This window comes from Flavobacterium sp. WC2421, assembly GCF_040822115.1.
Classification (GTDB): Bacteria; Bacteroidota; Bacteroidia; order Flavobacteriales; family Flavobacteriaceae; genus Flavobacterium.
Window position 1 is genome coordinate 3,139,033 of sequence record NZ_CP162004.1, and the last position, 14,259, is coordinate 3,153,291.

The window sequence follows — 14,259 nt, forward strand, 5'->3', positions numbered from 1 at the left end:
ATTATTTTACCACCGTAAATTTTGTTTTTAATAAATCTGTTGAATTCCCTCCAACCATCACTTCAAAATCACCTGGTTCTACTACTCTTTTCATCTCACGATTCCATAATGCTATTTCATCAGCAGTCAATGTAAATTCTAGATGTTGGGTTTCTCCTTTTTTAATAAAAACACGTTTGAAACCTTTTAATGTTTTTCTTGGTGTAGTTACAGTACTATAAATATCATTAATGTACAATTGCACTACTTCGTCTCCGTCATAATTACCCGTATTTTTAACATCGATACTTACTTTTATTTCTCCATCGATTTTAATTTCATTGGTATTTAAAGCTAAATTCGAATATTCAAAAGTCGTGTAACTTAATCCATATCCAAAAGTATATAACGGACTTTCACTCTCACTTACATATCGATGTATTGCTGATGGTTTTTGATTGTAATAAATTGGCAATTGCCCAACCGATTTTGGAAAAGTAATCGGTAATCTTCCTCCTGGATTGTAATCGCCAAATAAAACATCGGCAACAGCTTTTCCTCCAGCTTCACCTGGAAACCATCCTTCAACAATAGCAGGAATATTATCATTAATCCAATTTACAGAAAGCGGACGACCATTTAACAACACACAAACTACTGGAGTTCCTGTTTGCTGAATTGCCTCTATCAATTCTTGCTGCATTCCGTGCAAGTCTAAAGTAGCAACATCTCTATTCTCTTCTACTAATTCATTCGATTCTCCTAACACTACAATAGCAACATCGGCTTTTTTAGCAATATCAATGGCGGGTTGCAAGTTGATCTTATCTAAGTTCCAACGCAAATGGGCTCTGGCTCCCCAGCCTCCTTCCCACATTTCGATGCGGACTTTGTATTTTTTACCTGCTTCAATATTTTTGGGAGTCGTAACGATACTCGTTGCTCCTTTGGTCCAGTTGTCAATAACCAATTGATCGTCCACCCACATTCTGATTCCATCATCAGAACTTAAACCCAACCATCCATCAAATGATTTTTCGGATTGGATATAACCTGTCCAACGAATCGAGAAATCATCATCATTCACTCCTGCCCCTGGATTCCAAGGCCAGTCAAATTCCAACTGACTATCAATTCGAGTCAATGCTGGCGTTCCTTCTATATTTCTATTATTGAAATATTCTCCTTTTAATCCGTGTTGCGAACCATCAGGTGTAAATAAATATTTGGATGGAATTATTTGTCCTTTTACAATTAGTGGAACTCCTTCTTCATAAAGTACATTAGCCTTATCGCCAACCACTTGTTGAATTCCTTCTAAAACAGTAGTTCCCACTTTATTTTTTACAGCATAACCACCCAATCTTGACTCATTGGCATTTGGTCCAATAACTGCAATGGTTTTGATATCCTTACTAAGAGGCAATAGGTTGTTTTGATTTTTCAACAATACAATCGATTTATGTCCTGCTTCTAAAGCTACTGCTTGGTTTTCTTTCGAATGAAAACGTAACTTAATTAAACTTTTATCGGTATAAGGATTTTCAAAAAGTCCTAATAAAAACTTCAATCGCAACACACCTCCCGCAGCACGGTCAATATTTGCCATGGTTAATTTTTTCTCGTTTACCAATTCAATCAGTGTTTGTTGCCAGAACTCATTGGTAAAATCATAAAACTGCATATCTACACCAGCTGCAACCGCTTGATGAATACTTTCTTTTGGAGAATCGGTAACATAATGCGTCGTTTGAAGGTATTTTATCGCACCCAAATCAGAAACAACAATTCCTTTAAAACCCCATTCGTCTCGCAAAACATCCGTTAATAACCAATGATTTTCAGCACAAGGAATTCCGTCTAATTCGGAATAAGCACACATTGTTCCCAAAGCACCACCTTTTCTAAATGCTTTTTCAAAAGAGGGAAGATGATCTTCACGCGCCGAACGCTCTCCAACTAAAATAGGAGACGAATTTCCTCCAGCTTGCGGAATTCCGTGAACAGCAAAGTGTTTTGGCTCAGCAATTATAGAACGGTCAGAAGTTAAATCATCTCCTTGCATTCCTTTAATCATTCCCAATCCAATTTCGCTATTCAAATACGCATCCTCACCAAAAGTCTCCGCTACTCTTCCCCAACGCGGCTCACGGCCTAAATCTAAATTGGGGCCTAAACCAAAATGAACTCCGTGAGCTCTGGCTTCCGTACCAATAACTTGCCCCACTTTACCCATTAAATTGGTATCCCAAGTAGCTCCCAAACCAATATTCATTGGAAAAGCCGTACTTCCTTCATCTAAATAACCGTGAAGCATCTCACACATAATCAGCGCTGGAATTCCCCAACGGTTATTTTTAATTACTTCTTTTTGAAGATCATTAATCATTTTTGCCGAACGAGGATAAATATCGTGAATAGCACCTATTCCCAGTTTTCCAATTTTAGCATCCGATTTTGTTTTCGAAAAATCTTCATTTTCTTTAAAGTATTCGCCTTTGTACATATCCATTTGACGCACTTTCTCTTCCAAAGTCATTCGGCTCAACAAATCTTGCAGTCTATTTTCGACAGGAAGTTTAGCATCTTGATAAGGATATTTTTTTTGTGCAAAGCCTTGGTTTAAAAAACCGAGTAGCATTACTAAAATAAAGGGTATTCTTTTCATTATTTGGTGGTATTTTGGGTAGTGTATTAATTAATTCTGAATCACTTTTAGCGTATTTCCATTCACAAATTCATCATGTGAAATAAAGAAACTATCGTGTTTTTTTCCGTCTAATAGAATGGCTTTTATTTTACCATCAGTATTAATTTCTCTTTCAATGACTATACTTTTCTTTTTATAGTATTTTGGATCCAATTCTATCGTGATTTTATCAAAAAGTGGGGTAGTAATCGCATACAATGGCTCGCCTGGAGCAATGGGATAAATCCCCATCATAGAATACACTAACCAAGCTGACATCGTTCCTGTATCATCATTACCAGGTAATCCATTGGGTTTGTTTTGAAAGTATGTAGCAACTAGTTTTTTAACCAATTCTTGGCTTTTCCATTCTTCTCCTTTTAGATAATTAAACAAATAAGGATAAGCGATATCTGGTTCATTTGCCATATCAAATTGCTTGCTATCAAATACTTTTTGCAACTGATTACTGAACGATTTATTTCCTCCCATTAATTTTATCAAGCCTTTAATATCGTGGGGCATCATAAAAGCATATTGCCAAGCATTGCCTTCAATAAAACCTATATTTTCTTCAAAATTAGCTCCTGACAATGGATCGAAAGGTTCGTACCATTTCCCATCTGGAGTTCTAGGATGCAATAATTTTAAATTTTTATCGAATAATTTACGGTAGGATAAGGAACGTTTTCCAAAACGATCTGCATCTTCTTTTTTCCCTAAGGCTTTCGCCAAAAGTGAAATAGCAAAATCAGATGCATTGTACTCTTGTGTTGTAGAAATAGGTCCTCTATCTTTAGTCGTTAAATATCCTTTTTCAATATAATCTTTCAGTCCTGGACGTAATGGATTATTTTCAATTTGATCTGCGCCTTTCAACATCGCTTCGTAGGCTTTTTGCACATCAAAATCCTGAATGCCTTTTAAGTACGTGTCAGCAATTACGATACTAGCAGGGTCACCCACCATGGTAAAAGTTTCGGTAGAATTCAATTCCCATTTAGGCAACCATGCATTTTCATCATACATTTCTAACATGCTTTTAATCATATTGGATTGTTGCTGTGGATAAGCCAATGACATTAATTGATGTAAATTCCGATACGTATCCCAAAGTGAAAAAACGGTATAACGAGTCCCATCTGTCTTCCCTATTTTCTCTCTTTTTATTTCAGGATATTCTCCGTTGACATCATTTAAAATATTGGGATGAATTAAAGTATGGTACAATGCGGTATAGAAAATAGTCTTATTCTCTGTGGATCCACCTTCTACTAAAATTTTAGAAAGTGCCTCGTTCCATTCGTCATAGGTTTCTTTATAAACCGTTTCAAAGGATTTGTTTGCAGTTTCTTTTTCTAAATTTTCACGCGCATTTGCAATACTTACATACGAAACTCCAATTTTAACTTCGACTGTTTCGGCTTTTTCAAATTGATAAGTAAAATAAGTTCCTATACTGTCCCCTACAACCATTTTGGTGGTATTATCCATCATTCTAGTTTTGCCATTGTAGGTCATCCATTGTGCTTCTACACCTTCATATTTGGATGGTTTTTTCCAAACTCCGAAAGTAGCTGCTGGCTTAGAAAATTTTGCAACAAAATAAACGGGATAAGCAGCTTCTGGACTATTGTAACAAAACGAACCAACGGAACGCATTCCTTCAATTTCAGTATTTGACACCACTTTTACCATCGCACCTTCTTCATTGGTTAAACCTAAACCTAGATTTAATAAAATATTGGATTGTCCTTTGGGAAAAGTAAACTTGCTTACTCCTACTCTTTTGGAAGTTGTAAACTCCGCTTTGATACCGTATTTGTCAATATTAAGTCCATAATACCCCGTTTTTGCCACTTCCTGAGAATAAGTTGAACCGTATTTTAAATGATTGATTTCTACAGCTCCAGTTGTAGGCATAATCAGTATTACCCCTAAATCGGGACAGCCTACACCGCTTAAATTTACTTGACTAAATCCTGTTAAAAATGTATTTTCATGAACATAGGAATTTGATAACCATCGACTGTCTTTTTCTAAAGGCAAATTTTGTGACCCAGCTACGTTGAACGGACTGATACTTGCCATTCCTCTAGGTGCAATAGGACCCGGAAAAGTAGCTCCATAATTAGAAGTCCCAATAAGTGGGTTTACAAAATCTGCTGGTTGTTGCCCGTACACACTACTACCACCAAAAGTCAGCAGTAAAATAAGCAGTGTATTGGGTATAGTAATTCTATTTTTAAAAAACATACATTTTAATTTTTCTATCGGTTAATCTTTTCAATTTTTAAAGTCCAAGCTTCTTTACAAGGTAAATTATTTCTTAAACTTTCTGGAATGATAACTCTAAATCCTTCGCCTAGTTTTGTCCATTTTAATTTTAATGAAGAACCTAACATTGTAATTTTTGTTCCTTTTTTTGGACTAATTGATTTTACCACAAGTTCTGAAGGAATTTTATTTTCTCCTGTTTTTGCCATATAAAACAAGAAAACATTTCCTACTTTGTTTTGAGTCATACAAATATTATTTTCCTTGTAAGGAGCAATAGGTTTCGTATTATAAATAGCAGTACTATTTACTTTCATCCAAGCTCCATATTGTGCTAATAAATCATAAGCTCCTTGCTGCCATTCTCCATCAGGACCTGGAGCTACATTTAATAACAAGTTTCCTCCTTTAGCTACAACATCTATCAACATTTGAATTCCTTGCCTTCCTGTCATGTATTTTGCGTCCGGAGTATAGGACCAACCACCACCAGAAGTGATACATGATTCCCAAGGATAAGGCAACGTTTTTTCGGGAACACGATTTTCAGGTGTCAAATAATTTTGATTTTTACCGTGAACCGCTCTATCTACTACAATCAATCCTGGCTGTTTTTGACGTGCTTCCACGACTAATTCATCCATTTTGATGTCTTGGTCAACTACTCTATGTTTTATAAATCCGTTTCCTGATTCATTCTCTGCAAACTTTTCAACATACCCTTTTTTCACTTCATTTTCTGGTGTTTTAGCAACCCAACCACCATCAAGCCATAAAATATCTACTTTACCATAATCAGAAAGCAGTTCTAAAATTTGGTTATGAGTAAAATCAGTATATTTTTTCCATTTATCTGGGTAAGTAGCTGGATCATAATTTACATTTCTGTCAAAAGGCGGGAAATAAGGATTCCAATAGTTTTTGTTATGCCAGTCCGGTTTAGAAAAATAAGCTCCAATCCACATTTTTTCTTTTCGAAAAGCATTAAAAACTTCTTTTGTAATGTTTGCTCTAGGGTTTGTACTAAAAGCACATTCGGAATCGGTTACTTTATAATCAGAATATTTAGTATCAAACATATTAAATCCGTCATGGTGTTTTGTAGTAAATACCATGTATTTCATACCAGCAGCCTTAGCTACTTTGGCCCATTTTTCAGGATTAAATTTCACTGGATTAAAAGTCTTTTTTAATCCTTCGTAATCTTTTACGTAAGTATTATAATTTGCTGGATCGCTTCCCTTTGTACGTTCACACCATCCATAATCTTCCGGGCAAATTGACCAAGATTCTACAATTCCCCATTCACTATAAGTTCCCCAATGCATCAACAAACCAAACTTTTTTCCTTGCCATTCATCTAGATTTTTTAATACTAATGGATCTGTTTCTGGTACATATCGTTCATCTTCATATATGGCCTGCGAAAATAGTTGTGCCGAGAACAACATCGCGAGTATTACTATTCCTTTTTTCATCTTTCGTCTATTTATAATTTTTAATCAACTTTAATTTTAAAATCTTATTTAGTTTCGTTACTTAAAGAATAAGGCACATTTTCAGGTTTACCTGCCCAATCTTTATTAGGAATATCTCCTAAATTAAAATCTAATTTCCCTCCTTTTTGAATGTCTTCAAATTTTAAATAACTATTAGAATACGTCTTCCCGTTTAATGAAGCAGACTGAATATAAAAATTGCTTTGAGAGTTGTCTTTTGCATCAATCTCAAATGTTTTTCCATTTTCTAAATGAAGTATTGCTTTTTTAAACAATGGGCTTCCTATTACATATTGATTCACTGCTGGAGTCACTGGATAAAAACCAAGTGAACTAAACACATACCAAGCCGATGTTTGTCCGTTATCTTCATCACCACAATATCCATCAGGAGTAGCAGCATATAATTTAGTTAACACTTCTCTTACTTTTTGCTGTGCTTTGTAGGATTGATTAGCATAATTATACAAATAAATCATGTGTTGTATTGGCTGATTTCCATGAGCATAATTCCCCATATTAGCCACTTGCATTTCTCTAATTTCGTGAATAGTTTGTCCGTAGTATGAATCATCAAAACTTGGTGGCATTGAAAAGACTTCATCTAGTTTTGAAGCAAATTTATCTTTACCGCCCATCAAATTAATTAAACCTTGTACATCATGAAAAACAGACCACGTATAGTGTAAACTATTTCCTTCTGTAAATGCATCTCCCCATTTTAATGGATTAAAAGGACTTTGAAAATCACCTTCTTTATTTTTACCTCTCATTAAATTTACTGATGGATCAAATACATTTTTATAGTTTAACGATTTCTTTAAATACGTATTGGCAATATCAGTTTTGCCTAATTTTTGAGCCATTTTACCAATAGTAAAATCAGCAAAAGCATATTCTAAAGTACGTGCTACATTTTCGTTTATTCTTACATTATAAGGAACATATCCTAAACTATTATAATAATTAAGCCCTTCACGACCAACTGAACTTACGGGTCTTCCTTTCTCAACAGTTGCATTTTTTAACATGGCTTCCAACAGCAACTCTCCATTGATATTTTTACCACCTTTTAGAAATGCATCTGCAATAATCGTAGCCGAATTTGACCCAACCATACAATCTCTATGTCCTGGACTTGCCCACTCTGGTAACCATCCTGACTCTTTATAAGTGTTTGCTAGACCATCCATGATATGACTATTCAATTCAGGGTACATCATATTAAAGAATGGAAATACTGCCCTAAAAGTGTCCCAAAATCCATTATCAGTAAACATATAACCTGGATTTACTTTTCCGTTATAAGGGCTATAGTGTACTACATTGTTATTCTTATCAAACTCGTAGAACTTTCTTGGAAATAACAATACACGGTATAAACTAGAATAAAATGTTCTAATGTGATCTATATTATCATCTTCTACTTGAATTCTACTTAATTCTTTTTCCCAAGCTTGTTTTGCTTTTTCTTTGGTTTGTTCAAAAGTATCAGTACCAATTTCTTTATCTAAATTCAATTGCGCTTGTTCTGGACTAATAAATGATGAAGCTACTTTTACATGTACCACTTCGCCTTTTTTAGTTTTAAAACCAATAATTGCACCTACATGTTTCCCCTCACTTTCAGTAGAGTTTTCCATTAATTTCCAACCATCAGTCCATGTATCGTTGATTTCAAAATCTTTATCAAACTCGGCCACAAAATAATTATGGAAGTTATCCGGAACACCACCACTATTATTACGACAGTATCCAATTATTTTGCGTTCAGCTGGAATAATTTTCACCATCGATCCTTTAAAAAAGGCATCTAACATGATGTATGAAGTTTTAGCTTCTGGAAAAGTAAATTTAAAATGAGCTGCTCTTTCCGTTGGGCTCACCTCTGCAGTCACATCATAATCTGCTAAATAAACAGAATAGTAATATGGTTTTGCAATTTCGGCTTTGTGAGAAAACCAAGATTCACGCTCGTCTTCTTTATATTTTAAATCTCCTGTTACTGCCATCAATGAAAAGGCAGCGTAATCATTAATCCAAGGACTTGGCTGATGTGTTTGTTTAATCCCTCTAATTTTATTATCATCATACTTATAACACCAACCATCACCCATTTTTGATGTCGTAGGGGTCCAAAAGTTCATTGCCCAAGGGGTCGCAATTACAGGATAAGTATTTCCATTAGATAAACTATAATCAGAATCAGTTCCCATCAACGGATTAACATAATCTACAACATTGACTGCTTTTTCTGTTGTTTTTAAAAATTCAATTGTCTTATTCGAACAAGAAAAACACAATAAATAAACTAAAAATTTTAAATATTTCATATCTTAATTAATTACAATTTCATCAAAAAACATAAATACACTTTCTCCTTTTGGAGATTTCTTCAAATTGGTTGCTATTACCTTTACAAATTTGGCATTTATAGCATTAAAATTAATTATAAAATCTTTTAATTCCGATTTTGAATTGGTAACAAATGGATGTAAAAGTTGCCCCATTTCTTTATAAGTAACTCCGTCATTTGAAACTAATACTTTTATTGCTATTGGAAAAAATATACCAGCACCTTGATTTTCAATCGAACCTAATCTTACCTCATTGATACTTTGAGCAGCTCCCAGCTCAATAACAGCTTCCATATCATTAGCTAACCAAGCTTGCCATTGACCATCATGAAAATCCTTAGTACCTCTAATAATATTTACTAAGCTTAATGGACTGTTTCCTTTATAATTGTCATTATACGACGTTTTAAAACTTATTTTACTGCCAAACCCTTTATGAAATTGAATGGTATCTATAAGGACTTTTCCTCTTGATTTATCATTTTCGAATAGAGAAGCTTTTAAGATTGTTGTTTTATTAAGAACAATCGAATCTGTATATTTGATTGGATTATGAGTTAAACTTTTATCGCCAAAAACATAACGAATATCTTTTTTTTGCAATTCATTTTTCAACGCCACTTTCACTGTTTTATTTTTTAAATCAGCAGTTGAAGAAGAAATTATTAGATAAGCACTTTTAGCATAATTTATTCCTAAATAATCAAAACGATTCAATAAACTAGGTAATCTATTAATAAAACTTTTCCAACTTCTCACTTCTTTTGGGCTCCATACGGCTTCCGCCAAAGCAGCTAATCTTGGAAAAATCATATATTCTGATGCTGATGGAGTAGTAATATATTCCGACCATAAATTAGCTTGACCACCTAAAACATGTTTAGCTTCAGCAGGAGTCATTGATTCTACAATAGGATCAAATTCATACACTTTACTCAATGGAAGAAAGGCATCAAAAGCTAATGGTTCTTCGTTTTGCGGACCTTGATAAAAGTTAATATAACAATGAGAATCTGGTGTCATAACTACATCATGTCCTTGCTCTGTAGCTTCAATTCCACCTTTGGTTCCTCTCCAACTCATAACAGTTGCATCGGGAGCTAGACCTCCTTCTAAAATCTCATCCCAACCTATCACTCTTTTACCTTTAGAATTGATGTATTTTTCCATTCTTTTTACAAAATAACTTTGTAATTCATGGGTACTTTTCAATCCTTCATCTTTCATTCTTTTTTGGCAAAACGGACAAGTTTCCCAATTAGTTTTGGTTGCCTCATCTCCTCCAATATGAATATATTTAGATGGAAAAATAGCAAAAACTTCATCTAATACATTTTGCAAAAATTCAAAAGTAGAATCTTTACCTGCGCAATAAATATCAGTAATTGGCCAAACTCCTCCAGAAGGAACACCAATCTGTTGGTTAAAACAAGCTAACTCAGGATAAGAAGCAATAGCACTACTTACGTGTGCGGGCATCTCTATTTCTGGAATTATTTCAACATTTTTTGATTGTGCATATTTTACAATTTCTTTTAGTTCCTCTTGTGTCAAAAATCCACCATAAGTCCCTTTTTCATCTGCATTGACCTTACGTCTTGAATTCCAAAATAGATTTTCTTGATTTACTCTCCAGCCTCCTACTTCGGTTAATTTAGGGTATTTTTTGATTTCAATTCTCCATCCTTGATCATCTACTAAATGCAAATGCAATACATTCATTTTTAGCATCGCCAAGCGATCAATTGTTTCTAGAACATATGCTTTATCGAAAAAATGACGGGATAAATCCAGCATCAATCCTCTCCATTGAAAACGGGGCTCATCAGTGATAGTCACATTAGGTACTTCCCATTTTACATTAGGAACAATGGACTTACTTTCGATCGCAGTTGGCGATAATTGTCTAATAGTTTCAAGAGCATAAATAAAACCTGCATTTTCCTTAGCTGTAACAATTATAGCTTTAGCATTAACTTCCAATTTATATGCTTCTCTATTAAGGTTTTTATCTACTTTAAACAAGATATAATTGCTTTTTGGCACCTTTGTCGCAAATTGCGGTTTCCAGCCAGCTGCAGCTTCAAACTTGTTGATTAAAGCAGTTGCAATCTCTTTTTGAGAATTTCCATTTACGATAAACCTAGTGGAATTAGAAAATTGAAATTTTCCCTTATTCACAATCATCTTAGCAGGTACAGGGATAATATGAATATCTTTCTCTGTGAGTGCATTTTGACTCACACAAGATCCAGAAATACCTAGCAGTATTGCTAAAATTATTGTTTTTAATCTACTCATTTTTATTGGTTTAAGGTTGGTGTAATTTTAAATTGGTATTGGTAGATTTTATCTAAAAGTCTATATTTCTCCATTGGCCAGGACTGCCAACTGTCAATTCCTCCAATTCCCATTTGTTTGAAATCAATCTTTAAACTCGTCAAATCTCTTTCCATAATATCAGCGGCATTTCTCTGATCTTTTTCTAATCCATCATCACAGTCATCCATTAGATAATGCAAAGCGGTAATCCCTAATAAATCTTCTGATTCTACTTTTAATTGTATTTTATCATTCGATAAATTCAGCCAGCGAACATCTGTTTTATTTCCCGTTTCTTGTGGACGTATATAGGGATAATATTGTTCCGATACGGTTTGCTTGTACAAACCTACATGCGAACTGTAATTTCTATCTATATAATTTTCATGTGGTCCTCTACCATAATATTCCATGGTGTTGAATGTTTTTGGTACTACCAATTCCATCCCAAAACGAGGCAACATAGGTTCTTCCTTGGTTTTATCAATATTCAAAACTTGCTGAACACTCAATTCTCCGTTACTATTGATTTCATAATTCAAAGCTAATTCAGCAGCAACCTCTGGCAAACTATAAGTTGCTTTTACAATTATTTTATTGTCTTTTGTAATTGTAAAATTCCAAGATAACAACTTTGGATTTTCCATTGCCTCTTTCCATGGCAATAGTCTTTGTTGCAATCCTGCTCCAAAATCATTGTCATTTGGCGCACGCCAAAAATCTGGTCGCAATTGATAGCCTTCTTTTAAAATAGTCTGATTATCATAAGTATAACCCGAAATAAATCCTGTTTTTTTATCGAAAATGATCTCCGTTTTATCACTTTTAAAAACTGTGGAATTTGGATTTTTTAAAACTATAATTTTTGCAGCTCCTACAACTTTTGCGTCATTTTTCCACCGCCCTACTAAAATAAGTTGTTCAGTAGCTATTTCGAAATCTTTCGGTAAAAATGGTTCCTCTTCTTGTAACGTATAACTTACATTTACGAAAGCTTCTTGAAACTTTTTCCCTTGTAGATTTATAAGCAAAACATACTCTTTAGATTGTTGTGGATTAATATCCAAAGAAGCAATTGTACCATTACTATCTTCTACTCCATCCAACATTAATTTCCAATGCAGATTCACATTTGATAAATCTTTGAAGAAAAATTCATTAAAAACTTTTATAGTTGTTGCCTCTTTATTACTCCAAGAAGTTCCAATATTTTGATATACATTTCGCATTTCAAAAGCATGAGGATTTGGTTGGCGCTCTGGGTTAAAAACACCATTGTTCAAAAAATTATTGGCACTAGGAACATCTTTTGGACCAAAATCTCCACCATAAGCAAAAACCTTCTTTCCGTCTTCCCTTGTTTTATATACAGATTGGTCTATCATATCCCAAACAAAACCACCTTGAAAATTTTTATGTGCGCGAAATACATCCCAATAATCCTTGAAATTCCCCATTGAATTCCCCATGGCATGTGCGTATTCACTTAAAATATAAGGGCGCTCCGGATTTGGATTCGCAGCAATATATTCTTCCATTGCTGTTGGTGCGCTGTACTGCGGATCAATAATATCTGAATCCCAATCGAATTTCATGTTTTTACCATCCCATCCTGCATAGGAAGCTCTTTCGTACTGAATAGGTCTTGAAGCATCTCTATTTTTCAACCATAAATAGGCACGATAAAAATTATAACCATTTCCACCTTCATTACCCATACTCCAAATAATTATCGAAGGGTGATTTTTATCTCTTTCGACCATTCGGCTTATTCTTTGAAAATGTGCTAACTCCCAAGCGGTTTTGTTTCCTAGGGTTTTATCAACATCATAGCCCATTCCATGTGATTCTAAATTGGCTTCATCAACCAAATAAATTCCATATTTATCACACAATTCATAAAAATATTCATCATTAGGATAATGAGACATTCTAAGCGCATTGATATTGTATTGCTTTAATATTTGAATATCTTGCTCCATGCGGGCTCTAGAAATCGTTTGTCCCGTTGTAGGGTCTGTTTCCATACGATTGACACCTTTTATGTAAACCGCTTTACCATTTACTAAAAGTTGTCCTCCTTTGATTTCTACTTTTCTAAAACCTACATTTTGCGTAATCACTTCGACTACATTCCCTTTTTTATCCTTTAAAATAAAATTGAGTTGGTATAAATTTGGAACTTCAGCACTCCATTTTTTTGGATTATCTACAGCAAGATTAAAAACTAATTTATTGGTTGTATTTAGTTTTTGCGTATTCGAAAGAATAGTTTTCGCACCTTCTTTCAATTCTACTTCTAAGAAATAAGAATCTTTTTTATTATAGCCAGAAAATTCAGTTGCAATTTTTAATGTCCCGTTTACATACGAAGCATCTAAATCCGGCGTAACTTCAAAATCTTTAAGATGCACTTTATTCCTTGCATACAAATAGCTTTCTCTAGTGATGCCACTCATTCGCCAAAAATCTTGACATTCTAAATACGAGCCATCACTCCATTTCATCACTTTTAGCGTAATGGTATTTTTTCCTGTTTTTAGAAAAGAGGTAATATCGAATTCTTGAGGTAATTTACCATCTTCGCCATAACCAACATACTGTCCATTTATCCACACAGTAAGATTGGATTTGGCTGTTCCTATGTGTAGAAAAATTTGTTTCCCATCCCAATTTTTATCGATGGTAATTGCTCTTCTATAAACGCCTGTAGGATTGTATTTTGTTGGGACAAAAGGGGGATTTATAGCAATATATTTAGCAAAATCGTAGGTTGTATTGGTATAAATCGGATAACCATAACCGTTTACATCCCAATTGGCTGGAATTTTAAAATCATCCCAAGTTGTATCATTAAAATCACTTTTTTCAAATCCGCTAGGCAAATCATTCGGACTTGCTACATATTTAAATTTCCACAATCCATTGATGTCCAAATAATTTTCGGAAAGTTTCCAATCATTTTTGGCTAACAAAGCTTCATTTTCATACACAAAATAGGAAGCGTGCATAGGTTCTCTATTATCGGCATTGATTTTTTCATTTAACCAAAAAGGTGTTTCCCCCTGTGCAAAAGACGGAGCTACCGACGCAAGTATAAAAGTGAATATAAAGAGTGTATTTCTCATTAAAAGTT

General features: G+C 34.2%; 6 protein-coding genes. All 6 read right to left on the reverse strand.

What is annotated here, in order from left to right; translation table 11 throughout:
* Position 1 precedes the first annotated feature (1 nt).
* Genes AB3G33_RS13370 through AB3G33_RS13395 form a run of 6 tightly spaced genes read right to left on the reverse strand, consistent with a single transcriptional unit; the run spans position 2 to position 14,251 of the window.
* A complete protein-coding gene (locus AB3G33_RS13370) occupies positions 2 to 2,647 on the reverse strand; it encodes a glycoside hydrolase family 3 N-terminal domain-containing protein (protein ID WP_367770363.1) in 2,646 nt (881 codons plus the stop codon).
* 30 nt (positions 2,648 to 2,677) lie between these two features.
* Positions 2,678 to 4,924 carry a GH92 family glycosyl hydrolase gene (locus AB3G33_RS13375; RefSeq protein ID WP_367770366.1) on the reverse strand — a complete coding sequence of 749 codons (2,247 nt, stop codon included), beginning with the start codon at positions 4,922 to 4,924 and terminating at the stop codon, positions 2,678 to 2,680.
* Positions 4,925 to 4,938: 14 nt separating this feature from the next.
* A complete protein-coding gene (locus AB3G33_RS13380; RefSeq protein ID WP_367770369.1) occupies positions 4,939 to 6,423 on the reverse strand; it encodes an alpha-L-fucosidase in 1,485 nt (494 codons plus the stop codon).
* Positions 6,424 to 6,467: 44 nt separating this feature from the next.
* Entirely contained in the window at positions 6,468 to 8,777 is a 2,310-nt protein-coding gene (locus AB3G33_RS13385; RefSeq protein WP_367770370.1) for a GH92 family glycosyl hydrolase, read from the reverse strand.
* 3 nt (positions 8,778 to 8,780) lie between these two features.
* Entirely contained in the window at positions 8,781 to 11,102 is a 2,322-nt protein-coding gene (locus AB3G33_RS13390) for a family 20 glycosylhydrolase (RefSeq protein ID WP_367770372.1), read from the reverse strand.
* Between the two features lie 2 nt (positions 11,103 to 11,104).
* On the reverse strand, positions 11,105 to 14,251 hold the full coding sequence (locus tag AB3G33_RS13395; protein WP_367770373.1) for a glycoside hydrolase family 2 TIM barrel-domain containing protein: 3,147 nt from the start codon (positions 14,249 to 14,251) through the stop codon (positions 11,105 to 11,107).
* Positions 14,252 to 14,259 lie beyond the last annotated feature (8 nt).